General features: G+C 62.2%; 21 protein-coding genes and 1 tRNA gene. 7 read left to right on the top strand and 15 right to left on the bottom strand.

What is annotated here, in order from left to right:
- Positions 1 to 2 precede the first annotated feature (2 nt).
- The 9 genes from mfd to QRN54_RS27620 all read right to left on the bottom strand — a co-directional run bounded on the left by mfd (position 3) and on the right by QRN54_RS27620 (position 11,920).
- Complete coding sequence (gene mfd, locus QRN54_RS27660) at positions 3 to 3,629, bottom strand: transcription-repair coupling factor (protein WP_285183505.1); 3,627 nt, start codon at positions 3,627 to 3,629, stop codon at positions 3 to 5.
- Positions 3,630 to 3,757: 128 nt separating this feature from the next.
- Positions 3,758 to 6,340, bottom strand: coding sequence for a glycosyl hydrolase 2 galactose-binding domain-containing protein (locus tag QRN54_RS27655; protein ID WP_285183503.1), 2,583 nt, complete (start codon positions 6,338 to 6,340; stop codon positions 3,758 to 3,760).
- A 2-nt stretch (positions 6,341 to 6,342) separates the two neighbouring features.
- The gene (locus tag QRN54_RS27650) at positions 6,343 to 7,329 is read right to left on the bottom strand and encodes a DUF1839 family protein (RefSeq protein WP_003946304.1); all 987 of its coding nucleotides are present in this window, start codon (positions 7,327 to 7,329) and stop codon (positions 6,343 to 6,345) included.
- Positions 7,329 to 8,285, bottom strand: a complete 957-nt coding sequence (locus QRN54_RS27645; RefSeq protein ID WP_007728880.1) for an amino acid--[acyl-carrier-protein] ligase — start codon at positions 8,283 to 8,285, stop codon at positions 7,329 to 7,331. Before QRN54_RS27645 ends, QRN54_RS27650 begins: the two co-directional genes overlap by 1 nt.
- A complete protein-coding gene (locus QRN54_RS27640) occupies positions 8,282 to 9,472 on the bottom strand; it encodes an acyl-CoA dehydrogenase family protein (RefSeq protein WP_042448906.1) in 1,191 nt (396 codons plus the stop codon). Before QRN54_RS27640 ends, QRN54_RS27645 begins: the two co-directional genes overlap by 4 nt.
- Entirely contained in the window at positions 9,469 to 9,711 is a 243-nt protein-coding gene (locus tag QRN54_RS27635; RefSeq protein WP_003946296.1) for an acyl carrier protein, read from the bottom strand. Before QRN54_RS27635 ends, QRN54_RS27640 begins: the two co-directional genes overlap by 4 nt.
- Complete coding sequence (locus QRN54_RS27630) at positions 9,704 to 10,150, bottom strand: holo-ACP synthase (protein WP_003946314.1); 447 nt, start codon at positions 10,148 to 10,150, stop codon at positions 9,704 to 9,706. The genes QRN54_RS27635 and QRN54_RS27630 overlap by 8 nt, the downstream gene beginning before the upstream one ends.
- Before the next feature lie 285 nt (positions 10,151 to 10,435).
- Complete coding sequence (locus tag QRN54_RS27625) at positions 10,436 to 11,077, bottom strand: ScbR family autoregulator-binding transcription factor (protein ID WP_003946317.1); 642 nt, start codon at positions 11,075 to 11,077, stop codon at positions 10,436 to 10,438.
- Between the two features lie 189 nt (positions 11,078 to 11,266).
- Positions 11,267 to 11,920, bottom strand: coding sequence for a TetR/AcrR family transcriptional regulator (locus QRN54_RS27620; RefSeq protein WP_003946303.1), 654 nt, complete (start codon positions 11,918 to 11,920; stop codon positions 11,267 to 11,269).
- A gap of 154 nt (positions 11,921 to 12,074) precedes the next feature.
- Between QRN54_RS27620 and QRN54_RS27615 the strand changes: the two genes are divergently transcribed.
- From QRN54_RS27615 to QRN54_RS27590, 6 genes are all read left to right on the top strand, one after another.
- Positions 12,075 to 12,145: transfer RNA gene (locus tag QRN54_RS27615), tRNA-Gln, on the top strand.
- A gap of 77 nt (positions 12,146 to 12,222) precedes the next feature.
- Positions 12,223 to 13,674, top strand: coding sequence for a bifunctional UDP-N-acetylglucosamine diphosphorylase/glucosamine-1-phosphate N-acetyltransferase GlmU (glmU, locus tag QRN54_RS27610; protein ID WP_285183502.1), 1,452 nt, complete (start codon positions 12,223 to 12,225; stop codon positions 13,672 to 13,674).
- Between the two features lie 70 nt (positions 13,675 to 13,744).
- Positions 13,745 to 14,725: a ribose-phosphate diphosphokinase gene (locus QRN54_RS27605; RefSeq protein WP_003946284.1), complete on the top strand. Its 981-nt coding sequence runs from the start codon at positions 13,745 to 13,747 to the stop codon at positions 14,723 to 14,725.
- Positions 14,726 to 14,964: 239 nt separating this feature from the next.
- Entirely contained in the window at positions 14,965 to 15,621 is a 657-nt protein-coding gene (locus QRN54_RS27600; protein ID WP_030536285.1) for a hypothetical protein, read from the top strand.
- A gap of 79 nt (positions 15,622 to 15,700) precedes the next feature.
- Positions 15,701 to 17,281 (top strand): SLC13 family permease, encoded by a 1,581-nt coding sequence (locus tag QRN54_RS27595; RefSeq protein WP_218694759.1) that lies wholly within the window; start codon positions 15,701 to 15,703, stop codon positions 17,279 to 17,281.
- A complete protein-coding gene (locus QRN54_RS27590; protein WP_285183501.1) occupies positions 17,281 to 18,168 on the top strand; it encodes a cyclase family protein in 888 nt (295 codons plus the stop codon). Before QRN54_RS27595 ends, QRN54_RS27590 begins: the two co-directional genes overlap by 1 nt.
- 14 nt (positions 18,169 to 18,182) lie before the next feature.
- Here the strand turns inward: QRN54_RS27590 and QRN54_RS27585 are convergent, their stop codons facing one another.
- Both QRN54_RS27585 and QRN54_RS27580 read right to left on the bottom strand, forming a co-directional pair.
- Entirely contained in the window at positions 18,183 to 19,388 is a 1,206-nt protein-coding gene (locus QRN54_RS27585; protein WP_285183500.1) for a PQQ-dependent sugar dehydrogenase, read from the bottom strand.
- Between the two features lie 425 nt (positions 19,389 to 19,813).
- A complete protein-coding gene (locus QRN54_RS27580; protein WP_285183499.1) occupies positions 19,814 to 21,037 on the bottom strand; it encodes a DUF222 domain-containing protein in 1,224 nt (407 codons plus the stop codon).
- 96 nt (positions 21,038 to 21,133) lie between these two features.
- On the opposite strand from QRN54_RS27580, the gene QRN54_RS27575 reads away from it, so the two are divergent.
- Positions 21,134 to 21,478 carry a hypothetical protein gene (locus tag QRN54_RS27575; protein WP_042921056.1) on the top strand — a complete coding sequence of 115 codons (345 nt, stop codon included), beginning with the start codon at positions 21,134 to 21,136 and terminating at the stop codon, positions 21,476 to 21,478.
- 12 nt (positions 21,479 to 21,490) lie between these two features.
- Here QRN54_RS27575 and egtD read toward each other — a convergent pair whose 3' ends face one another.
- From egtD to egtA, 4 genes are read right to left on the bottom strand one after another with little or no spacing between them, the layout of a single operon-like run.
- Positions 21,491 to 22,462: an L-histidine N(alpha)-methyltransferase gene (egtD, locus tag QRN54_RS27570; RefSeq protein ID WP_285183498.1), complete on the bottom strand. Its 972-nt coding sequence runs from the start codon at positions 22,460 to 22,462 to the stop codon at positions 21,491 to 21,493.
- Positions 22,459 to 23,205 (bottom strand): ergothioneine biosynthesis protein EgtC, encoded by a 747-nt coding sequence (egtC, locus tag QRN54_RS27565; RefSeq protein ID WP_285183497.1) that lies wholly within the window; start codon positions 23,203 to 23,205, stop codon positions 22,459 to 22,461. Before egtC ends, egtD begins: the two co-directional genes overlap by 4 nt.
- Before the next feature lies 1 nt (position 23,206).
- Positions 23,207 to 24,514 (bottom strand): ergothioneine biosynthesis protein EgtB, encoded by a 1,308-nt coding sequence (gene egtB, locus QRN54_RS27560; protein ID WP_054782048.1) that lies wholly within the window; start codon positions 24,512 to 24,514, stop codon positions 23,207 to 23,209.
- The gene (gene egtA, locus QRN54_RS27555) at positions 24,511 to 25,734 is read right to left on the bottom strand and encodes an ergothioneine biosynthesis glutamate--cysteine ligase EgtA (protein WP_054826087.1); all 1,224 of its coding nucleotides are present in this window, start codon (positions 25,732 to 25,734) and stop codon (positions 24,511 to 24,513) included. Before egtA ends, egtB begins: the two co-directional genes overlap by 4 nt.
- Between the last annotated feature and the right edge of the window lie 63 nt (positions 25,735 to 25,797).

The raw sequence follows: 25,797 nt of genomic DNA, 5'->3' as shown, positions 1-25,797 counted from the left end.
GCTCACGCCTCGACCAGGACGGCACCGGCGGCGCGCCCGTCAATCGCCAGGACGAAGTCCGCGATGTATTGAAGTAGTTCGACGTCCCGCAGGCGATCCGAGCCGACTCCGCCGGTGCGAGGCAGCGGGAGTTGCACGAGCCCGGTCGTTGCCCGGTACTGCGCGCTCGGATAGATCCTCTTGAGCCTGATCTGTTTGGAATCGGGCAGTGACATAGGCGAGATCTTGAGCTGAGTTCCGGTGACGGCGACTTCCTCCAGTTGATACTCGCGGCAGAGCAGTCGAAGCTTGGCCACCGAGATCAGCCGTCGAACCTCTTCGGGCAGTGGGCCGTAGCGATCGACCAGTTCTTCGACCACGGCAGCGATGCCGTCGGAATCAGTTGCCGCAGCAAGCTTGCGGTACCCCTCCAACCTGAGCCTGTCACTGGTGACGTAGTCGGGCGGGATGTGCGCGTCCACCGGTAGGTCGATCCGGACTTCCTTCGTGCCCTCGTCCATGGTGATCGGTTTGCCGTCGGCTGCAGCCCGGAAGGCTTCGACCGCCTCACCGACCAGCCTGACGTACAGATCGAACCCGACCCCCGCGACGTGGCCGGACTGCTCTGCGCCCAGAACGTTTCCGGCTCCACGGATTTCGAGGTCCTTCATCGCGACGGCCATACCCGCGCCGAGGTCCGAATTCTGCGAAATCGTTGCCAGTCGGTCGTATGCCGTTTCCGTCAAAGGCTTTTCGGCCGGGTACAGGAAATAGGCGTATCCACGTTCACGACTACGCCCGACGCGTCCGCGAAGCTGATGCAACTGCGAGAGGCCCAGCGAATCCGCGCGTTCGACGATCAGTGTGTTCGCGTTCGAGATGTCCAGACCGGTTTCGATGATCGTGGTACAGACCAACACGTCGAAGTCGCGTTCCCAGAATCCTTGCACGGTCTTTTCGAGAGTGTCCTCGTTCATCTGACCGTGCGCGACGACGACGCGAGCCTCCGGGACGAGTTCGCGGATCTTCTTGGCTGCCTTGTCGATCGAGCTGACACGGTTGTGAACGTAGAAGACCTGACCGTCGCGCAGAAGTTCACGCCGGATGGCCGCGGCAACCTGCTTGTCCGCATACGCGCCGACGTACGTGAGGATAGGATGACGTTCTTCCGGCGGTGTGAGGATCGTGGACATTTCACGGATCCCGGCCATGCTCATCTCGAGAGTACGAGGAATCGGGGTAGCCGACATCGTCAGGACGTCGACGTGGGTGCGTAGCGCCTTGATGTGTTCCTTGTGCTCGACTCCGAATCGCTGTTCCTCGTCGACGATCACAAGCCCGAGGTCCTTCCAGCGAATACCGGTCTGCAGCAACCGGTGAGTACCGACGACGATGTCGATCTCACCTTCCGCCATGCCGGCGATGATTTCCTTCGAGTCCTTGGCGTCGGTGAACCGGGACAGCCCTCGCACCTTCACCGGGAACGACGACATTCGTTCGGTGAAGGTCTGAAGATGTTGCTGTGCAAGCAGAGTCGTCGGCACCAGCACCGCCACCTGCTTGCCGTCCTGCACTGCCTTGAACGCGGCGCGGACGGCGATCTCCGTCTTGCCGTACCCGACGTCACCGATGACCACCCGGTCCATCGGAACCGGCTTCTCCATGTCGGCCTTGACCTCACTGATAACGGTCAACTGGTCGATCGTCTCGGTGAACGCGAATGCGTCTTCGAGTTCCTTCTGCCACGGTGTGTCCGGGCCGAACGCATGCCCGGGAGCAGCCTGACGCGCTGCGTAGAGCTGAACCAGCTCGCCCGCGATCTCACGAACTGCCTTGCGGGCCTTACGCTTGGTGTTTGCCCAGTCGGATCCACCGAGCTTGCTCAGCGCCGGCAACTCCCCACCGACGTATCGGGAGAGTTGATCGAGCGATTCCATCGGGACGAACAGACGATCGCCCGGGTGACCGCGCTTGCTCGGCGCGTATTCGATGACCAGGTATTCACGACGCGCCCCACCGATGGTGCGTTCGACCATTTCGACGAACCGGCCGATACCGTGCTGATCATGCACGACCATGTCCCCTGCCGACAGCGCGAGGGGATCAACCTGATTGCGGCGCTTGGCCGGCAAGCGCTTTCCGTCGCCGACCGCAGCAACGCGGTTGCCGGTCAGATCGGACTCGGTGACGATCACCATCCCAGGCGTCGAGTCGTCGCCGGCGAGTACCAGTCCGTCATGCAGTGATCCGCGGAGCACCGCGACCTGTCCACGGGCGGGGGTAGCGCCGGCATCGAGCATCTTGGCGGGCACTTCGGCTTCACCGAGTCGCTCCACGACGCGGCTTGCGGTTCCGGCACCTGCCACCACGATCGCCGCGCGACCGCCCGTGCTCACGTGCGCCCGAAGGCTGACGAACAGCTCGGCCAACAGGTCGTCGGAACCGCGCACCTGCGGTGCCGCATGCACCGGGAGTTCGAGTTCTTCACCGTTTCCCGACGCCAGCGGGCTGACTGTCCACCAGGGTCGGCCGGCAGCTTCGGCAGATTCGCGAACATGACGAAGCGACCGGTACGCGGAGGCACCGAGATCGACTCCTCCGCCGTTGAGGATCGACGTGTCGAGCGGTGCAGCGCCGCCGATCGACGCCGCCGTCCACGATGCTTCCAAGAATTCCTGGCCGGTGCGCACCAGGTCGGTGGCGCGGGTGCGCACCTTTTCCGGATCACACAGAAGAATGTGCGCCCCTTCAGGAAGTACATCGGAAAGTAGCTGCAGTTCACCGGGTTTGAGAACCGGGAGCAGAGCTTCCATCCCCTCGACGGGGATACCTGCCGAGATCTTGTCCAGCATCTCGACCAACGACGCGTCAGCCTGGTTCTCAGCAGCGAGTGCGGCAGCTCGATCACGAACATCAGCTGTCAAAATCAGTTCACGACACGGCGGCGCGATCACGGAATCGACGTCGACGTCCGCTAGCGAACGCTGATCGGCAACTGAGAAGTAGCGAAGCTCCGATACCTCGTCACCCCAGAATTCGATACGGACCGGATGATCCGCCGTGGGCGAGAACAAGTCGAGAATGCCACCACGGACCGCGAACTCACCACGCTTTCCCACCATGTCGACCCGGCTGTACGCCATCTCAACCAGACGAACCAGAACGGAATCGAAATCGATCTCGGTGCCGACGCGCAACGTGATCGGTTCTATCTCGCCCAGGCCTGGCGCCATCGGCTGAACGAGGGAGCGCACCGTGGTGACGATCACCCGAAGAGGCGATCCGTACGAGGCGTCGTCTGGCCTGGCGAGTCTGCGCAGTACCTCCACCCGTCGCCCAACGGTATCCGCGCTCGGCGACAGTCGCTCGTGCGGCAATGTTTCCCACGACGGAAACTGCGCCACTCCTCCACCGAGCATCTCGGTGAGTTCCGAAGTCAGATCGTCGGCTTCACGACCGGTGGCTGTCACCAGCAGCACCGGCGTGCGAGGGGCGAGTGCAGCGGCGATGAACGGCCGAGCCGGCTTCGGAGCCACGATGTCCAAGGCGGCCGATCCGATGGATTCGATCACCGGAGTGAACGCGGCATCTGCGAGGGCGACCTCGGCGAGTCCAGCGAGCGCAGTCTGGGCAGAGGACAAGGAAGTCAACGAACGCGCTCCTGAACAGTGATGACGGGTTGCGGACGCACAGCCCGAGCGCAATATCCCCACCGAGGCAGAGTTGTGCGCCGGTTCGATTCTATCGGTGTGCGATCTCGCAGCGCAGTCCGATCCGTTCAGTTTCCCGTAGCACTCGTCTTCTTCGACGTCCGCTTGGACGGCGAGGATTGTGTGACCGGAGTGATCGGCGGCGCCACGGCCACACTCACGTGCGAGTTGAGCGCCCGAACGCGACCGATCACCTTCGTCGCCTGACCGGTTCTCCGTAGGCGTACAGTCCTGCGACCGTTCGGCGCGAGGTGGAACCAGGAGTCTTCGGGCTCGAAGCCCTGCAGTTCGAGGGCAACGTATTGGGCGGAAGCATCCGTCGAGACGTCGACTACCCACTCTTCGTCACCGACGTTGCGCGCTGTGGCAACAAGTCCGACCGATCGCTCGCGAGGCCGCGCCGAGCCACCCAGGAGGTGGACCACTTCGTCCACCATCTCGCCGTCTTCGTCTTCGAGTGTGACGGTGACGGCGTCGTATGTCCGCGCCCCGAACCGAAACACGTGAGTGAGGTCGGTGAAACGGCCGACAAGGCTGTCCACGGACCAGGTCAGACTTGAATGCGCTTCCACCTTGACCGGTAGCGCGACGTCGACCGGGACGACACCTGACCGACTGTGCGCTCGAAACCTGATCTCGCCGACGACAGGTTCGGCGGTCTCGTTGATCGCGTCGAGCCTCAATCCGTCCATACCGTCGTCCGTGACGAGGAGCGCGATCGGTTTGGCGCTCCTACGGAGCACGAACCACGGAGCTTTGGGGCTGCCGCTCCAATCGAGGACCCCCCATCCCGGTCCGGGCTCCATGTCTCGCAGTGCGAGTGTCAAGGCGCCGTCGCACCGAGAGTCCGGGCGACGCCAGTATCCGAGCGTCGATGCGAACGCCTCACATACAGCTGCTCGCCCCAGGTCGAGATAGCGTTCCGGGTCGGACCACCGGACTTCACGAGCGTCTTCGCCGAAAAGCGCGTAGACGTAGTGGTCCCGAACATCCTCGAAATCCCACGACGATCCGTTGTCCCGAGGCACCGCGGCTTTCCATGCCGGGTGGTGCCCCGCGACGGCGAGTGAACCGAATTCGTTCTCGATCACGGCATTCGACGGTGGAATCGAAAATGCCAATGATTCGGTCGCAAAACGTACTCGCGCGCTGAGCACGTCGGCCAGTGGACGACGATAGGCACCCACCCCGAAGTAGTGAGCGACCCCGCTTCCGACATGCGTTGCCAATTGCTCGCCCCCGCGAGGCGCCGAGGGGGACGACGTCACGTACTCGAGTTCGGGTGCCACCGTCGAGATCAACTCCGGCAGTCTCGAATGAATGAGCGGGATGTGTTGATCGACCAAGCCCAGCATGGTCGGCTGCTGTTCGGTCTCGCTGCCGCCGCAGAAGACTGCCAAAGCGGGATTTCCGCGCACTCTGTGCAAGAACTCGGTGACCTCGGAGGCAACGAGTTCGAAGAATTCGTCGGTGTCGGGCGGATCGAGCGTCGCCAACATCATGTCCTGCCACACGAGAATGCCCAGTCGCGCGCATTCCTCCCAGAAGTGGTCGCTCTCGTAGACCATCGTCCCCGGGATTCGAATCATGTTCAGGCCGGCCTCTGCCAGGCGTTCCAAGACGCGAGTGGTGCCGGCGTCGCCTTGAAGCGAGATCGGGTCGGTCGGCACCCACACCGAACCACGGCAGTACACCCGGATGCCGTTGACATACAAACGGAATCCACCATCGGATCTGTCGAACTCCACCGTCCGGAAGCCAACTGAACCGAGATGCTCGGAGACTCCGAGCGCTTCCATCGTCACCGGATAAGTGCGCGGGGTGCCATGAGTGTGCGGCCACCACAACTGCGCGTCCGGCACTTCGACGACACCGGACACCTCGAGAAATCCATCCGGTCCGGCGGATACAGCCAATTGCCGCGAGTGTTCGCCGACGCGCACGGTCACGTACTCCAGCGAGGCCGGCAATCCGGTGAGCCGAGCACTGACGGCAACGCGACCGGTTGTGCCGTCAACACTCGCATGCTTGACAGCAGAGACTACGGCGGCAATCCCCTTGTCCAACAAGCGGATACCCCGCCACGGACCCACCGGTACCGGTACACCACTGAACACGGGAGCCATACCGAGCATCGTGGTTCGGATCCACCGAAGGCCCTGTTCACGGACCATCGACGAGCGCCAACGTCCTCGAGGACGCCTCGATCTCAAAATCGCGGAGAGAGAATGAAAATGAACAGCCACCTGGACACGTTTACCAGCGCCGACTCCGGCCGGAATGCTCACTTCCCCAGGTGCGAACATGGATTCAGTGGACGCGACACGGACACCGCCGATCCAGACATCCGCAAACGCCGTCATACCGTCGAACTGGAGCAGCCACGACCCCTCACCGGTCGTGGCCACGGTAGTCACGAACCACCAGTCCGATGATGAAACAGACGATTCTGAAACAGACGACGAAACGGACTTCGTGCGTCCGGCGTCCGTCTGCTCCGCACGTAACGCACCGACGACTGTTCCAGGCACGGACGCTGCGACCCACTCGGTCACGGCTTCGAGGGCATCCGGGTCGGATATGGATCCGGGTTCGGTTGCAGCGCATCGCCATATCGCGCCGGCCAGCAGGTCTGCTGACGAACGAGGCACTGTTAGACCAACCTCAAGTGTCGATGCGAGTCGACGCCGACTGTGTCGGCAACGATTTCCATCGCCCTCTTCCACGACACGGCCATCTCGTCGAGTTGCTCACGCGGGTCCACCGCGCGGCCCCTGGAGGCACGCGCCATCTGAAACTGCACGCTCTTGGCACCGGATGCCACTTTGCGGAAATCTGGCGCAGCTTCGCCTGTCCCGGAGAAACCTGCAGTGTCCAAGAACTCGCTGGCGTCGGCAGCCAGCTCCGCGCTGGCCCCGCACTGACGAAGTAGCCCGAAGGACCAGAGGTGAAACGCATCCATACCCGCCCCCTGCACCCATTCGAGGTCGTCGATCACCTTGCGTCCCAGCTCTCGCACGGGATTACCCACCGCTCGAACCGCTACATTCCGCCGAGCCACTTCGGCGATGTTTCCGGCGTTGGTCGCGTGAACCGGATTCAACCTGATCTGTTCGACGTAGGGCACGAACGAAGGAAGTGAGGAACGATCGAGATCGAAGACGCCGGAGAAATCGTCGCCTCGCAGCAAGTAGTACCCGCTGTTGTGAAAGTACTCGAGCTCGCCGGCAACGCGATCGATCCGATTGGGCACGATCGTGGTCTTGGTGTGCCCCTCGTGATAGCTCGTTCCAAGAGTATCGGGAAGCCAGTATCCGTCCACTTCAACCGTCGACAGCATCCCAACCGCGAGGTTGTCCTCGACATGGATCAGCGGTGCCCGCCAGACGTTCATCTCGGCGACTTCGATTCCGTACAGCGCGTAGATGTCCTCGGCCTTGAGCTTGAGGAACGTCCACTGAGTCCCGTCGAACCGCGATGAGAAGGCACATGCCAATGCCGGGACGGGGTCCAATCCCAGCGAATGCAACACTTCGATCCACAGATCCGTGTAGCAGTTGGTCTGCGCCCACACGCGGTCGTCCTGATGCAACGAATGGGGCCTGTAGCGATCAGGTGAAATGTCGATGAGCCGTGACATCAGATGCCCATTCGTTCACGAACGGAGGTTGGCCATGCAGCCACGTCAAGACCATGAGTCCGCAACAAGGACAACGCGATTCGCTCCATCCCGAAGCCGACGCACGAGCTGTGTGCCACCTCCCCCTCCGCCGTTCGGATGTCGAAGTTGACACCGAAATGGTCGAGATGGTTGTTCGAGGACACGATCGCCGTGCCCTCGTCGAGATCTCCGTAGAGCCGAACCGTCAGTTCCGTCTTGAGATTCTCTTCACGCTGGTTGGCTGCAAGCATCTTTCCGGCGCGCCCGAAGAAAGGATCATTGGCGATCACCGGGGTAGCGTCGAGTTCGAGCCGGCCGAGCACCTCGAGCCCCCGCTCGATCCAGTGCTCGCGATGCGCTCGCGCTGCCGCGGCGTCACCGATCGTCACGAACTCGTGCATCCGAAACGCCTGCATGCGAGCCGGATCGATCGCCGGTTCGTGCCGGAAGCAAAAACCGTAGATGTCCAGCAGCACTCCGCCTTCGGGGAGAACTCCGGTATACCGCGCATAGGCAGGATGGCACGCTGCGGACACGAGCATGGTCTCGGTCGGCTCGAGGTGGCGGTCCCACGATTGTCCCTCGGCGCGATCGGCCAGCAGTCGCGCGTGATCGCGATTGGAACCAGCGAAGGTGTTGATGGCGCCGGTGAGGTTGGGAAACGAAGCGATGTAGTCGGTGCGCTCGAAACTGCTCCGCGGGAACACCGGCGGGAACCGCAGCCGAGTCGCGGCGTCGCCTGGCCCCGCTGCAATCACCACTCGGTCGATACCGTCGACGATGTCCTCGAACACTCCGGAACGCCCGTAGAGTCCCGGCACCTCCGTCTCGACGAGAAGTCCTTCGACGAGCAGTTCACGTTGAAATGCAGCCCGGGCCCGATCCAGATCGGTCTCGCCTGTCACAGTCTCGGTCGTCACAGTCTCGTTCGTCATAGCGTTCCCCGGTATCCGATAGCCATGTGCGCTGAACCTGCCATGATTCGATCGTTGTTCACCATCACCGCTGCGCCGTGCGCGTCACGAAGGTGCCGACCGAGCGAGAATTCGGTGTCCTCGCGATATCCCGAGATTCCACAGATCAACATTGTCTGCCCCACGATTTCCACCACCGCTGTCGACGCTGTGACTTTCAGGTTGTTCATTGCGAGCGAAAATCCCACCGCTCCCGTCGCCTCGAAATCGGCAACGCCTTCCTCCGCGTGGACTGCGCGGTCGTACCTGCGTGCAGAGGCGCCGACGAGATCGGCGAATTGTTGTGCCGAAGCGGCAACTTCGGCGAGCCGCAGCGCTCCGGGGGAAGTGACCCCGGGCTGCTTGCGGGCGGCGGCACGCACGTACTTGCGCGCCTTCTCGACTGCAGCGTCGGCAATTCCCAACCACACCGAACTCCAGACGACGTGCGAGACCGGAAGCATCGTGTGGGTGGAGATATCGGAATACGGTACGTCGGCGACCATCTCCGGCGTCGAGGTGGCCCGAAGGATGTAACCGAGACTGCAAGTTCCCCTCAGCCCCAGCGTGTTCCACTCGGTGGTGCGTTCGAGCGTCAGGTCTGGGGTACGACACACCACGAGAACCTGATCGTTCGGCTGACTCTCCGGTGTTCGCCGAGCCGTCACGACTATCGCGTCGGAGTGTTCACCGTACGAAATGACAGGCGCGTTCTTGATCAACAGCAGGTGACCGCCCAAGTCTTCCACCGCGCAGTAACTCCGGCTGACGTCACCACCGATTCCCAGCTCAGTGGTTGCCGATGCCAACAGCAATTGCTTGTCGACCGTTTCTTCGACAAACTCGCGTAGTGCTTCGGTGTTGCCGTGCTTGACCAACGAGTATATCTGCGTCTGATGCATCGCGAAAATCATTCCGCTTGCTGCACAGCGTGTTCCGATCACACGGGCGATCTGCGACACTTCCTGCAGCGAGAGCCCTTCGCCGCCTAGTTCCCTCGGCACAGCTACGGACAGCAGCCGTTCGCTTCGCATGGCGTCGACAGCTTCACGCGGAAACCTTGCTTCTGCATCGACTTCGTCGGCCCACACCGCTGCAACTTCGTCGGCCAACCGTGCGGCCCGCTCGAGGGCCGTTCCGGTGGAGCACTGCGATTGCGGAGCGTTCATGCAGCACCCAACTCCGTCAACGCACCCTCGATCGCCTTGACGCTTGCGAAAGTACTCTTCCGCAACAACTCGTCAGGGAACTCGATGTCGAACGAATCCTCCAGCGCCAACATGACATTCACGCTCGCGTGCGACGTCAAACCCAACTCGTAAAGATCGGCCTCTCCGTCGATCGTGCTCACGTCGACTGCCAGCCGACCGTGCTCGACGAGCACTTTCCGAATTGCCTGATCAATCATCAGCGATGTCGTCCTTCTTTTCGATGCGAGCGCCCGAGCGTGTTGCGATCACCATTGCGATGGCCACGTCCGCTTCGTGCGAGATAGATACTTGAAAATCGTGCAGATCCTGGGCCCGCGCGAGTTCCGCGGCATTACCGGACAGTGTCACCCCACAGCCACCCCACTCGGCCCGAGTGATTTCGATGGAACTCCACGGAACGGGAACGTCACCAGGCCGCAGTACCTTCACCACAGCCTCTTTGGCGGCGAAACGTGCAGCCAATCGTTGATCCCGCGCCGGCCCGGCGCACGTCTGCAATTCGTGCGGGGTGAAGGTCCGATCGAGATACCTCCGCCCGAAGAGTTCGATACTTCGAGTGACATCCACGACGTTCACTACGTCACAGCCGATCCGCGGGCCGATGTCGAGCATCGGCGTCGGCGCAGTGTCACCCATCTGTTGACTCCCCATCTGGGGTCGTACACGCCGGGCAGCCCCCTATGCTGCCCGGTGCGCCGACGCCGTCACCCTGCCCTGACAAACCTTCATTCCCAGCAATTCTTCAGCTACCGATAGAACATACCGCAATCCGAAGATTGACGGCAAGATCGGACTTCCAGATTCCCATCAACACTATAAACATACTCTTAGTTTGTTTCGAATGCAGAACAAAGAGAGCAATGTCCCTACCAGGACATTTGCAGCAAATTGACCAAGGAGCAGTGCGGAGAGCCAGTGATTTCAGTGATCACTGGCAAGGCGACGGGCCGCGAATTGCCTGAAGTACTCCACTTTCGATTCCGGGACCACGATCGGAAGTATCAGGTTCCACGATGCCTTCATGGAGTCCGAAAGCTCACGAACGGTCCCGGTCGCGGCTGCCATCAGCCGAACTCCCGACGCAACTTCCAACAGGAAACGAGCAATGTCAGCAGAATCCGCGTCCGAACGCAGATCACCTTCGTCGGCGGCACGGCTGGCAAGTTCACGGTAAATGTCGAGCCACACGTCCAGAGTCGCCGGCCCGGAGCCCCGATAGTCCCCGATCTCGACCAACAAGCGGAACGTCGCTCTAACCATGGCGTCATGCGCACCGATGTCGACGATGACCGACGAAATACCGATCAGTGACTCGAGTGCGGGAGTTCGACGGTCCAACCAGAGCTCACATTTTGCGTCGAAACGTGCCGAACCCTCGTCTATCACCGCCCGCGCGAGTTCTTCCTTGGACCCGAAATGGAAGTACAGGGCGCCTTTGGTCACCTGCGACTCGGCGATGATCTCGCTCAAGCTGGCATTGGCATAGCCCAGGCGCAAGAACACACCCGCTGCTCCGCGCAGCACCGAATCACGGGTGGCTTCTGCCCGCTCTTGCCTCACCATCGATCCGGCCTCCAATCACCACACATCGAACGAATTCTTGGTCTTACCCGTTCACAGCGTCAAAATGGATGGCACGGTTCGGCATTCAACCCACCCTGCAAACAAATGAGACATTTGCCCATCAAACGATCGTGATACAGCGAACACAGCTTAGACCGCGATCCATCTCTGCGCGGCAGGCGCGCCTGGTTAACCCTCCAATTGTGGATCGGCTTCCAGATTCGTCAGCCCATTCCAACACAAATTCACGAGGTGAGCGGCGACAACTTCCTTCGACGGAGTCCGTTCGTCGAGCCACCAAGTAGCCGTAGTGGACACCATGCCGACAAGCGCCTGTGCGTACATCGTTGCTAGTCCGGGGTCGAAACCGCGTCTGGAGAAGTCCCCCGCCAACAGGTAGCCCACCTGACTGATCGCATCGTTGAGCAAGCTCGAATATGTCCCACTGGGCGCGACAACGGACGAATCGCGCACGAGTATCCGAAATCCGTCGGTGTGCTCTTCCACGTAGGTGAGCAAAGCCAACGCAACCCGCTCGACTCGAACTCTCGAGCGATTTTGTGAGAGCGAAGACGTGATCATCTCGAGGAGTCGCGACATCTCCCGGTCCACTACGACGGCGTACAGCCCCTCCTTGCCGCCGAAGTGCTCGTACACGACAGGCTTGGACACGTTCGCGCGCTGGGCGATCTCCTCGATCGAGGTCGCTTCGTATCCCCGTTCGGCGAACAATGCCCGCCCGATCTCGATCAGCTGTTGCCGACGTTGGGTACCGGTCATCCGGATCCGTGTCACTCGTTCGGGAACTGGATCCCCGCCACCCGAACCGGACACCGTCGCCATTGTCTTCCTCTCGCCGACACACAAATTACTGCTGTGGACGCTCAGCCTATCGGGACTTCAGGGGCCCGATCGGAGGAGCGGTTCGACCTACGGCGGGTCGGCATGCGATTATTCTTTCGCGCGTTCGGCCGCAAGGCTCGGCAATGCGTGGCAATCCGCCGTGGTGTAATGGCAGCACCTCTGATTTTGGTTCAGATAGTTCAGGTTCGAGTCCTGGCGGCGGAGCTGGTGAACAACATGCTTTCCCGAGCGGAAATGTATGTCTTGATCGACAGTTTGATCGACAGAGGGAGCTCAAACCAGTGCAGACCGCCGTGATCGTTCTCGCAGCGGGTGCCGGTACACGAATGAAGTCGAAGACTCCCAAGGTCCTCCACACTCTCGCCGGACGCAGCATGCTGGCGCATTCGCTTCACGCGGCAACCTCACTGAATCCCACGCACCTGGTGACCGTCGTCGGTCACGATCGTGAGCGTGTCACCGAAGCCGTGAACGCAGTCGCCGGGGAACTGGACCGTTCCGTCACCGTCGCTGTTCAGGACGAGCAGAAGGGCACCGGGCACGCTGTCAGTTGTGGGCTCGAGGGGTTGCCGGCCGACTTCTCCGGGACCGTACTCGTCACAGCCGCCGACGTGCCTCTGCTCGACGGCAAGACCATCGCAGACCTCCTCGCCCAGCACACGGCTGCTCCCGCGGCCGCGGTGACGGTGTTGACGTCGACGGCCGTCGACCCCACCGGCTACGGGCGAATCCTTCGTACGACGGACGGCGAGGTGAACGCCATAGTCGAGGAGAAGGAAGCCACCGATTCGCAGCGCTCGATCACCGAAGTCAATTCAGGGGTCTACGCCTTCGACTTCGAAACTCTGCGCGACGCGCTGGCGTCCCTCGACTCCAACAACGCACAACACGAGTTCTATCTCACCGATGTGATCATGATCGTCCGTCGCGCGGGCAAGCGTGTTCGTGCTCAGCACATCGCGGATTCGGTTCTCGTCGCGGGCGCCAACGATCGCGTGCAGCTCTCGACGCTCGCCCGCGAGATGAACCGTCGGATCCTCGAGAAGTGGATGCGTGCCGGCGTCACCGTCGTCGATCCTGCGAGCACATGGATAGATTGCGGCGTGCACATCGCACAGGACGTGACGCTCCTGCCCGGAGTTCAGTTGACCGGCACGACCTCGGTGGGCGAAGACGCCGTGATCGGCCCGGATACCACCTTGGACAACGTGAGAGTCGGTGAGCGCGCAGTCGTCGTCCGCTCGCACGGAACCGACTCCGTTGTCGGCGCGGACGCGACTGTCGGCCCCTTCGCCTATCTCCGGCCGGGTACCCGCCTCGGGGCACACGGCAAGATCGGCGCTTACGTGGAAACCAAGAACGCGGATATCGGCGAGCATTCGAAGATTCCGCATCTTACCTACGTCGGCGACGCCACCATCGGCCATCACAGCAATATCGGAGCTTCGAGCGTCTTCGTCAATTACGACGGGGTGAACAAGAGCCGTACTGTGGTGGGGTCGCATGTCCGAACAGGCTCCGACACCATGTTCGTCGCCCCTCTCGTCGTGGGAGACGGCGCATACACGGGTGCGGGCACGGTCTTGAAGAACGACGTACCGCCTGGGGCGCTCGCCGTCTCGGGTGGGGTGCAGCGCAACATCGAGGGCTGGGTCCAGAAGAATCGTCCCGGCACACCCGCGGCCGATGCCGCTGCAGCAGCTGCACAACCTGACGGCCCTGCAACAACCTGACAGCCCTGCACAACAGACAGCACAGATCACCACCAGATCGACCGGCAAGTACAAAGGACGGCATGAACCAGTGACTGCGAATTGGATCGACAACCAGAAGAACCTGATGTTGTTCTCGGGTCGCGCACATCCCGAGTTGGCGGAGCAGGTGGCGAAGGAACTCGACATCCGCGTCACCCCGCAGACCGCGCGCGACTTCGCGAACGGTGAGATCTTCGTTCGATTCGAAGAGTCGGTTCGCGGCTCCGATGCGTTCGTCCTGCAGAGTCATCCGGCACCGCTGAACACGTGGGTGATGGAGCAGCTCATCATGATCGACGCTCTCAAGCGTGGATCGGCAAAGCGCATCACCGCCGTTCTTCCGTTCTACCCGTACGCCCGCCAGGACAAGAAGCATCGCGGACGCGAGCCGATCTCCGCTCGCCTGATTGCCGACCTGCTCAAGACCGCCGGCGCCGATCGCATCATCACGGTCGACCTGCATACCGATCAGATCCAGGGCTTTTTCGACGGCCCCGTCGATCACATGCACGCACACAGCCAGTTGGCCAACCACATTCGCGCGGGCTACAACCTCGAGAACATCACGGTGGTGTCCCCCGACTCGGGCCGCGTTCGTGTCGCCGAGAAGTGGGCCGACTCGCTCGGCGGAGCACCGCTGGCATTCATTCACAAGACGCGCGACCCGTTGGTACCCAACCAGGTCAAGTCCAACCGCGTCGTCGGTGAGGTCGAAGGTCGCACCTGCATCCTGATCGACGACATGATCGACACCGGCGGAACCATCGCCGGCGCGGTCAAGGTGCTCAAGGAGGCCGGTGCAGGTGACGTCGTCATCGCTGCAACCCACGGCGTCCTCTCCGACCCTGCGGCCGAGCGTCTGTCGACGTGTGGCGCGAAGGAAGTTGTTGTCACCAACACACTTCCGATCGACGAGTCGAAGAAGTTCCCGACGCTGACGGTGCTGTCCATCGCACCGCTGCTCGCTCGCACCATCAAGGAAGTTTTCGAGAACGGTTCTGTGACTTCGCTGTTCAACGGCAGCGCCTAGTCTCGCGCCGCACTACGGGCGCGTACCTGTGACTTCACGGTCACCGGTACGCGCCCGTCGTCGTCTTCGTGAAGGTCTCAGAAACAGACCACCCGGTCATCATGAAACCACCTGTGGGACACACGAATACCGCCGAATGCGACGATTGACATGATCTTGATCACGCTACCGTCGAGAAACCCAGGTCGATGTTGGGGCGGTGTTCACCGCGCCGCAATCTTCGCCTAGTGTGGCTCGTCGTGATCGACGCGCAAACCCTGGAATCCCGGCCCGAATCTCATTCCCTGAATTCATCAGTTCCGACGATCCGGCGGTGGCGCCCAGGATCTTGTGTCTGGTGCGGAGACGACAACTCCGTGGACATGTTCCGCAACGAACCCCGCTGCGGAAAATGCCGTGAAAACGAAGGCATCATCGACGACGCCAAGCGCTTCCTCGGCATGTACGGTCTGCGCCCGCTCGGCGGCACGCTGCAGTCCGACGACGACGAAGAGCGCGAGTACCGCGTCAACGCACGCGAGGCACGCCGAGTCCTGAACGAGATCCGCATGGACGTCCTTCCCGATGCGGCCGCTGTTCGCAAGGCAATTCGGCCCCGCGCCGCAACGGTTGTCGCCGACACGTCACCCGCACGCGCTTCCCGCCCCGCCAGCACGGGCACAGCGACGCGTGTTGCCGCTCCGGTCAAGACCGACACCGTGGACATCGACACGCTCCAGACGCGCGTCCTAGGGCTTCTCGATCAGCTCGGTTCGATCGACGAGCAGATCAAGGTCGCCGAACTCGCACAAGGGTTGCCGGCTCGCGCACGACTGAGCGATCTGAACAAGCAGAAGGCCACGGTTCTTCGCACGCTGGCCGCTCTCGAGAAGGCCCGCATCGCCGCCTCCAACTAATTCCCCTCGCGTCCGTCCCACGGCCCCGTCTCACTTGCGAGACGGGGCCGTTCTGTATGAGCAGGTACCTTTACGAATCGTGAATGACATCACCATCACTTTCGTCGTGCTTGCACTGGTCGTGGCGCTGTTCGTGATCGGCCGAATCCCGGTCGGCATCATCGCGATCGGCACTGCCCTGGCGCTGTACGCCACCGGTGTGATCACGATGGAGCAGGCGCTCGCCGGATTCGGCGATCCCACGGTGGTGTTCATCGCCGCGCTTTTTGTCGTCAGCGAAGCCCTCGACGCCACCGGTGTCACCACGTGGGCGGGCGAGAAACTGCTGGCGAAAGTCGGCGAATCCCGAGTCCGTCTCGTGAGTGCGATCATGTTGCTGGTTGCCGCTTTGACCGCATTGATCAGCGTCAACGGGGCCGTAGCCGCGTTGGTACCGATGGTGGTCGTCTTGGCGGTACGTCTCGGTAAATCGACGTCACAACTGCTTCTGCCGTTGGCATTTGCCGCCCATGCCGGATCAATGCTCACCTTGACCGGAACACCGGTCAACATCATCGTTTCCGAAGCCGCCGAGGAATCCGGGGCCGGTGCTTTCGGGTTCTTCAGTTTCACCTTGGTCGGTGCGCCGCTCGTATTGGGAACGATTGCGATCGCCGTACTTCTCGGTCCTCACGTCCTCCCCCATCGTGCTGGGACGTCGATGTCGCCTGACCTGAGCCGGCATGCCAAGACCCTCGCGAAGCAGTATCAGCTCATGGGAAAGGATGCGCCGTCCGCAGAGCCCTTGATCACCAAGCACGACGGCGTGGTCGAAGTGATCATCCCGCCGCGCTCGGAAATGATCGGCGACAGGGCTTTTCCGGGCATGGTGACCGACAGTGGAGATCTGGTGATACTCGCAGTCCAGCGCGCCGGTGAGGACTGCGGCCCCAAGGGCGTCAAGTTGGCGGCCGGTGACACGCTTCTCCTGCAAGGAAGCTGGGACGATCTCGACACCCACACCTCCGTCGATCCGAACGTCCTCGTGGTCGACGCACCTGCCCAGATCCGTAAGCAGGCAGCCCCGTTGGGAACCCGCGCGGTCATCGCTCTCGTCGTCGTCGCGGCGATGGTAGTGATGCTGACGTTCGGATTGGTGCCGTCCGCGATAGCCGGACTCCTCGCGGCATGTGCGATGGTGCTGCTACGAGTCATCAGCGTCGAGCAGGCGCATCGGTCCATCTCGTGGACCACGTTGATTCTCGTCGGCGGAATGATCCCGCTGTCGACCGCAATCCAGCAGACCGGCGCGGCCGAAAAGCTCGCGCATGCGTTTGTCGACGTCGTCGGTGGGGCAAGCCCGTATGTCGTCGTCGCCGGACTCTTCGTCGTGACGGCGACTCTGGGCCAGCTGATCAGCAACACTGCAACCGCGTTGATCATCACGCCGATCGCGATCTCGGTCGCCATCGAACTCGACATCTCGGTGCTGCCCCTTCTGATGACGGTCACCGTCGCTGCCGCGGCCTCCTTCCTGACGCCTGTAGCCACTCCCGCGAACATGATGGTGATGGGCCCTGGTGGTTACAAGTTCGGCGACTACTGGAAGCTCGGACTCCCGATGTTGTTGTGGTTCCTGATAGTTGCAACGGTGTTGATCCCAGTGATCTGGAGTTTCTGATGTGCTCACCGAAGGTCTTGTCGGAGGTCTACGAATCGATCGGACGCGAAGGCAGGAAGATCAGCCGTCGATCGATGTTCGCGGCGCTGGGCACCGGTGCCCTCGGCGCGACCGTCATGGCCGGCGCTGTACAGCCCACTGCGTCGGCAACGCCAACAGGTCAGACCATCGTCGATCTGACCCACGTACTGACGCCGGAGTTCCCGGTGTGGCCGGGCGCGCGCTCGTTCGAGATGAGGAACCTGGCGAAGATCGCCGACGCCGCCGGATCTCTGGGCTCGCTCGGCTCCGCCGAGTCAGGTGGAAACTTCTACCTCAACGAACTCCGCCTCGAAGAACACACTGGTACTCACATCGACGCTCCCGCACACGCCAGTGCGGACGGAATCACCGTCGAGAAGATTCCCGTCGCCGACCTCGTCGTGCCGATTGCGGTCGTCGACATCAGTGCCCGAGCCTCCGTCGACCCCGACACACTGCTCACCCGCCAGGACATCCTCGATTGGGAGTCCCTCCACGGGACCATCGCTCCCCGCAGCCTGGTTGCGATGAACTCGGGTTGGGATACCCGGGCCGGTGCCGGTGGCGCCTTCACGAATCGAGATGCACTCGGCGTGCAACACACACCGGGATTCAACCCCGAGGCGATCGACTTTCTCGTCCGCGAGCGCGACATCGTCGCCGTGGGCTCGGACACCCTCAGCATCGACGCGGGCCGAAGCAGGACCCACGGGGCCCACCGAAGCGCCTTGGGCTCAGGAAAGTACGCGGTCGAAGCCCTTGCAAACCTGTCCGCACTTCCAGCCGTCGGCGCTACCGTGATGGTGGGAGCGCCGACGCATGCTGGTGGCTCTGGTGGTCCGTGCCGGGTTATCGCCTGGTACTGACGGATGACTGAGGTTTACGGCGAGGGTGTCACCCGGAGCACCTTGTCGCCTGTTCCGTTGTCCGTGGTCACCAGGAGCGAGCCGTCCGCCGTCGGAGTCACCGAGCGCAAGCGCCCGGACTGGTTCACCAATCCGAAGGTCTGAGCGTCGACCGAACGGCCGTCGGCACTGAGGCGGAGGAAGATCAGTTCCTTGCTCTTGAGACCACCCATCACGAGTGCTCCGTCCCAGGCACCCCACGCGGCTCCGCCGGTGAAGGCAGCGCTGGCGGTAGCCAACGTGGAGCTACCTGAACGCCACACTGCCCCAATTGCTCCCGGCACGCGCACGGGATCTGTCATCGGCACGGATTCGTCGTACGTTCCGGGAAGACGATCCGGACGGTAGCCGTAGTTTCCGCCGGGGGTAAGCAGGTTGACTTCGTCGTCGACGCTTGTGCCCTGCTCAACCGAGTACACCCGGCCGGTTCCGGGTTGCACGGCCAAACCTTGGACGTTGCGGTGCCCGAGCGTGTAGACGGGGCTGCCTGCATTCGGATTTCCCGCCGCCGGAGTTCCGTCGGTGTTGATGTGCAAGACTTTGCCGCCCAGCGAATTCGGATCCTGCGGAACGCTCGGCGTCGCGGTGTCACCCGTTCCGACAAACAGCGTTCCGTCCTGTGCCGCAAGAATTCGGCAACCCCCGTGACGCCCGGACGAGACCGGGATTCCTGGCAATACAGTTCCGGTTCGCGTGAGTGCGGTCCATCCGGCGTCGACGGTCCACGCGATCACTCGAACGTCCGTGACTCCCCCAGCACTGAATCCTTGGCAGGTGTACAGGGTGCGCGACTGAGCGAAGTCGCGAGCAAGCGCGATGCCCATGAGCCCGGTTTCGGACTGCGCGTAGAGATCCGAAAGGTCAGCAGCGACTGGACCTGTCGTGTTGTCGCCTCGGCGAACGAAGAATCCGCCGGATCGTTGTCCGGTCAGGATTGCACCGTCCGGGGCCGCCACCACGTCCCAGGGGTGGTCGAGTCCGTCGACCAGTGTGGTGACCGACAACTGCGGGAGGGTGTCCTCGATGGGTATGTCCGGGTCGTCGCTCCCCAACGATCCGGTGCTTCCGTTGCCGAAACTGCCGGGGTCGAAGGGGAATGGTTGAGCCACGCTCTGCGTTACCGGCATCACCAGTACTGCAGTCAGGGCCACGGTCAATGCGGCGAGCTTCGGATGACGCACGCGTTCTCCTCGGGTCGGAAACCGTTCTGCGCCTCACTATAAACAGACACACACCATTTTTCGGGCCCTCTCGCTATACCCGCAGGCCACAGGAGAAACGAAACCCCTTCAGAAGTCGGCAAACTCCGGCAAAGCGTTCGCCAGTGGGGATGCGTTACGTCTTGATGCAGATCGTGCCTTCCGCCAGCCGGGCACACTCCAGTCCAGGAGGTATTCGAGATCCGCTTCCACTCCCCTGTCCCGAAGTCCGAAACGTCGTTCCAGCGCATCGTCGTCCGTCAAGTGCAGTCTCGCCGCGTCGGGCACTCTCAGTTCGGGGTCACAGAATGGGCCTACGGGCGAGGTAACCGTTCGTCGTCCTGACGGATCTTTCCACTCCAGAAGACCACCTCCGATTTGCTTCACTGTCCACCTGCCAAACGTCTTCAGTCGGTGATGTTTTCGACACAGACAGGCCAAGTTCCGTTCTGCAGTAGGCCCTCCCTGAGCGGGTTGCCGTGATCGAACGGCACCGTGTGATCGATATCGCAACTATCAGAACGCACAACACAATTCGGAAAGCGGCACGTACCGTCTCGCGTCCTTACAATCGTCACCAACGCCGCGGACGGCTGGTACGTGGATTCACCGCGCCGCGAACCACTGTTCCTTCGCGAGCGATTATCCCTTGCCGCAGCGGGCAATATCTCCGGTGAGCGCATCGACCGACCCACGCCGAGCACCGGTCCGGCTGCCCCCGCAGTCGAACAATGTTGCACCTCGGACGGTGCAAGGGTGAGGACTCTCTGCCACGTGGCGTCCGCGGCGATCGCGCGCGCAAGGTCGGCATCGATGTGGCCGTACCCCTGCAAATAGCCTGGCAGGTCGTCGAATCCGAGCAGGGTGGAAGCGTTGACACCCACAAGAATTGTCGCAATCGGGAGCGCGGAGGTCTTCGTATCATCCCTACGGGTGCAATCGCCGTCGCACTGACAATCCAACGACGTCTTTCCTTCCGCCAATGCGATCAGTGCATCGGCACGCCGTTGCCCGAAAGTTCTCGGATCGGAACCACAGACCTGCATCGACATCGCACGGAGCCTCGTGGCCAAAGTCTGAGCGCCGACCGCTGGAAGCATTCCGTCCAGAGTCGACATACCGTCGTGCGACGCGCACGTCCGAACGTCCCGATCCGCCTCCGCACGAACTCGCCTGGCACGCACCCCATCAGGGTCGTGCCGAGCAATGAGACCTCGTGCGCGCGCCTTCAACTTGTTACCGGTTACACGGCAGGCACCGTCCACGAGGAGTCGCTCGATGTCATCGAGCGCGTGCTCGGAGACGTTGGCGAGAGCTTCGGACAGTGCCATCGCTTTGGCCAGATCGATGTCACCGCAAGCAAAAGCGGCCGCCACCCGCGGAAGTCGCCAGCGCAGGTCACATCCCAGTGCAATCATTTTCTGCGCGGCGTACTCCGTAATGCTCAGTATCGACGCGATCTCCACGTGCGCGAATTGACCCCGAAAAGCCTCATTGACTCCAACCGCGGCATCCTCCTCACAACGGTCCAAGTACAGCGCAGTGACCGCGTCGATCTCGAGGAAGTGGGCGCGCGCGATTTCCGCATGCTGCCGAAACAGCGCGTCCGCGGAAGTCTTCGATTCGAACATATGAGCGATTCTACGGGCGCCCACCGACAAGTTTTTGCGAAATCCCGGGGTATTCACCGATACCTTTTGCGCTCCGATGTCACTACGTTCAATCGCATGACTCAGCATCCGACACGAGATCAACCGTACTTCGGCATAGCGATATTCGAGTTGGGGAAGAATGACGGGGTCGGGTGCTTCCACCGAGAGGACTGTTATCTCATCTGGGCTGGCGACCCCGCTGAGGCGCAGTCAAAATTCGAGCGCAAGGCCGGCGAGCAGGAGTATCCGCTCGGCGCGAGCGATGACCAGTCCTATGTAAAACTCGCGCATCTCGTGGATCTTGCGCCGGTGTCGGACGCTGTCCATACTGGCACCGCAGATCTCTACTCTCGACACTTCTCAAATATTGCCGCCTACAGAACTTTTGAGACACTTCTAGGGGGAGACAGCATCCTCTGACAAGCGCCCACTTCACGCCCGCTGCGCACACAACAGCGCAAAGCGCTGATCCCGATCCGTCCACACCTTCCGCACCCCGAAGCCCGCGGACGCGAGTTCCGCGGCAATCCCCTCCTCGGTGAACTTCGCCGAGATCTCGGTGCGCAGCTGCTCGCCCGCTGCGAAGGTGATCTCCAGATCCAGGTCGTCGATGTGCACCGAGACTTCACGAAGTGCTTCCAGGCGCATCTCGATCCACTCGTTCTCGGCATCCCAGAGCGCGACGTGACGGAAGTCCTCCAAGGGAAAGTTCGCTCCCAGTTGCTTGTTCAGGACCGAGAGAACATTGAGATTGAACTGAGCAGTCACACCGGCAGCGTCGTCGTAGGCGGGCACGAGGACTGCGGGATCGATCACCAATCCCACGCCCAGGATCAGGTTCTCACCGGGATCGAGCACCGCTGCAATGCCCGAGAGGAACTCGGCGCGTTCTGCCGGAACGAGATTGCCGAGAGTTCCACCGAGAAACGCGACCGCCCGCCGTCCACCACCTGGCAGATGATGCAGCGAACCGGTGAAGTCACTGACCACCCCGACCACATCGATGCCGGGGAATTCGGCACCGACTTGCTGCGCCGCACCTTCGAGGGCCGTCACCGAAACATCCTGTGGTACATACGTTCGCAGAGTCCCGCGAGCCGTCATCGCGTCGAGGAGCAACCGCGTCTTCTCAGAGGAACCTGAACCCAGTTCGATCAGGATCTCGGGTTCGGTCAACGCCGCGATCTCGTCGGCGTACCGAGCGAGCAGGCCGCGTTCGGTACGGGTGGGGTAATACTCGGGTAAGGCCGTGATCTCCTCGAACAGTTCACTTCCACGCGCGTCGTAGAACCACTTGGGCGAGAGCCACTTCGGCGTAGCGGTCAAGCCCTCCCTGGCCTCGGCTCGCAATGCGTCGACCGATTCGGCCGGTGTCAGATAAACCTCGAGCGTAGGGGTTTTCATTGTTCTCCCATCGGTATCGGGGTGATGATCAAATGGCCGGGACGCGCGCAGACGATGTGCCGGTCCGGCACCTGCTCCCAGTCCGGCGAACGACCGGACGGTTCGGAAACGATCAGTGCCCGCGACTCGTCGACCCGCGTGTACAACGTGTGGCCCCACGCCGTGGCCCACAGTTCCTGCCCGTCGCCGAACAGGAGGTTCAATCGTGAATCCGGTGCCGCCGCAGCCACATCGTGAACGAGGCTCGTCACGGCGGCTTCCGCGGGCTTCGACTTCAACCGATGCCGAAGCACTGTCCACAACAAGGCAGCATCCGTCGGCGCGGGCATCTTCAGCAATTCGACGGCCGGAACTTCTGCTGCCAAGTCGGCGAGTGAGCCAGGCCAACCGGATACCGCTCCGTTGTGGCTGAAAGCGTAGGTTCCGTCGACGAACGGTGCGCAGGCACCGATCTCGACGGCCATCCCCTCCGTCGCGGAACGTACGGCGGCGAGAACGGATCCGGAAATGATGTGGGACAACGTCTCGTCGACTGTCGGGTCCGACCAGATCGGCGAGGTACTGCGGTACCGTCCCTGCCTTCCACCGTTCCACCACACCGCGCCGAATCCGTCGGCATTGATGGTCCCGCCGCCACGCATCTCGCGAGGTGCCCACGACTGTCGCATCAGTGAGTTTTCGCCGTCGTGGAGGAGTTCACGAACCGAACGCGGCGGCCCGAGATAGCCGAGGTGCCGACACATGTCAGGATCTACCCGAAATCGTTCTGGCGCAGCGAAAACCCGAGAAGATTTGGCGCCTGATCGGGTGGTCCCAGTTGCGGAACGTCCCCCGGCAGGCAACGCTGTCGGTCCCGAACGATCCCCCTCGCAACACTTTGTAATCGCCGCCGAAGAACACCTCCGAATACTCCCGATACGGGAAGGCCCGGAAACCCGGATACGGATGGAAACCCGAAGACGTCCACTCCCACACGTCACCGATCAACTGCTCGACACCCGCTGCCGACGCACCCGCCGGGTACGAGCCGACGCCGGCGGGACCGAGATGGCGCTGACCGAGATTGGCATGATTCTCGTCTGCGGACACGTCCCCCCACGGGAATCGTCGCGATCTTCCGGATTCCGGATCCCACCGCGCGGCCTTTTCCCATTCCGCCTCGGTGGGAAGCCGTTTGCCTGCCCAACTCGCGTAGGCCTCGGCTTCGTAGAAGCTCACATGCACGACGGGCTTGTCCGGTGGGACCGGCGCCTCGACGCCGAAAGTCTCGTGCCACCAACCCGAACTGTCGCGTTCCCAGAACAGCGGTGCACGGAGTTTCGCGTCGACGCGATGCCGCCAACCGTCACGGGACCACAGTTCCGGTCGGGAATAGCCGCCGTCCTCGATGAATTCGACGAACTGCCCATTGGTGACCGGGAATCTGTCGATCGCGAAGTCGGTGAGATAGACCTGATGCGCCGTGCGCTCGTTGTCGAGTGCCCACGGTTCGTCGTCGGTCCCCATGACGAAGGGGCCGGCCGCGATGGTGACCTCGTCGAGTTCCGGCATGCGGGCCGCTTGCGGAGCGGGAGTCGCAACGAGTGCCGTGGGCCCCGAACGCAATTGGTGGGTCGCGAGCATGGTCTCGGCGTGTTGCTGCTCGTGCTGCGCGATCATCCCGAAGGCAAAACCGTCCATGTCGAGTTCTGTGCGTCCGAAGGTGCTGGCTTCGAGCACATCCCAGACCTTCCCGCGAACCGTACGTACGTATTCGCGCGCCTCGGCCGGGTTGAGCAGGGGAAGTGTGGGTCTCGACGATCTCGAATGCTTGAACGCGTCGTACAGCTCGTCTATGTCGCTACGCACCGGATCGCGGCCACCGACATCTCGCACCAGCCAGAGTTCCTCTTGATTGCCGATATGCGCCAGGTCCCACACGAGTGGACTCATCAACGGAGAATGCTGAGCGACCAATTCGGTATCGTCGACGCAGTCGGTGAGCAGCGTCGACCGTTCACGCGCTCGCAGAAGTACGGCCTCGACCGCTTCCTTGGTGATCTCCCCCGTCATGTGTCGCTCTCACCGGGCACAATTGCGCGACAACACCGTTCGGCTGCGGCATCGAGAAGACGGACAAACTGCGGCTCCGGCGCGTACGACGCGGCAAGCGACATCAGAGAGGTTGCCGCCGAACGCAGTTCGACGTCGTCCAAACCGTACTCTGCCGCATCCCGCCATCTCCCGGCCGTCGACGCTGCGGCATCACTCGCCTCACGCATCACGGCAGGCCCGGACAGCAACGCGTCGATCGCTGCTACCGGTACTCGCCACAGATCTCCCGGCTGCGCATCGATGTAGCGAACCTCCAGATGGCCGACAGCGCGAACCGGCGGGAACAGCGTGGACAGGTGATAGTCCAAGTCCGCCCAGACGGGTCGGCGTCCGATCTCGGCATCCACAGCGCCGTCTATCCAGTCCCCGAAAGTGGCACCCCGCGGAGCCGTCCAATCGTCGCCCTCGTTTCGCACACACATCAGCGGAACATCGAGCGCCCAGCCGGCGTAGTCCTGCACTTCCGGGACTGCGACCGTTCGCCAGGAATCGAGTTCGAGCCACGTCCGCATGCGTTGGGACGCCCAATCCCCTCTCGGAACCCCTTGCAAGCGTGGAGAACACGCAAACGCAGCGATGAGCGCCGGCCCCATGTCCCCGAGGAGCCGCCAACGCTGGGCAATGGACTCCGGGCTGCCGCCGGCATCGACACTGACCTGCACTGCTGCTGTATTGCACATCATCAAGGTGCCGTACGGTCCTATCCCGGCGAAGCGGGATTCCATTGCGCAATAACGTGGCAACCGGAGAATCCGGGAAGGTGGGCGGGCGACGTCGGCCGCGGCAGAACTGATTTCGATGGAGTACGACGCGAGGAGTGTTTCAAGAGTACGACGGTCTTCGTCGAGACAGTCACACAGTTCTCGGGCGGACGTCCGCGGCGCTGACGAGAGTTCGATCTGTCCGCCAGGTTCTACGGTGACGAGGCTGCCACGAGGAAGCGGAACCGCTGGTGAATCCGGGTCGATACTGGTGGGTGCGTGTCGCCCGAGTGCCTTTGCCAGAGTCGCTGCTGACGGCCGCTCCCCACCGGGAACCTGGCTGGTCAGCCACTCGAGCTCAGCTCCGACCAAACGGGGTGGCCCCTGTTTGAAGCACACACCACCGACGTAGGCCTCGGCCGCAGGACGTGAATCCACCTGCGTGGTCTGTGCTGCTGTCAACGCTGCTGTCACCATTCGACTTCCCCTTCGGGCGGTCTTCGCGGTCGCTACCGACGATAGAACGCCAACGTCCGAGAT

The organism is Rhodococcus sp. MEB032 (assembly GCF_030208925.1).
GTDB lineage: Bacteria > Actinomycetota > Actinomycetes > Mycobacteriales > Mycobacteriaceae > Rhodococcus_F > Rhodococcus_F qingshengii.
Note: the sequence above shows the minus strand (reverse complement) of the source record. Positions and strands in the feature narration are given on the sequence as shown.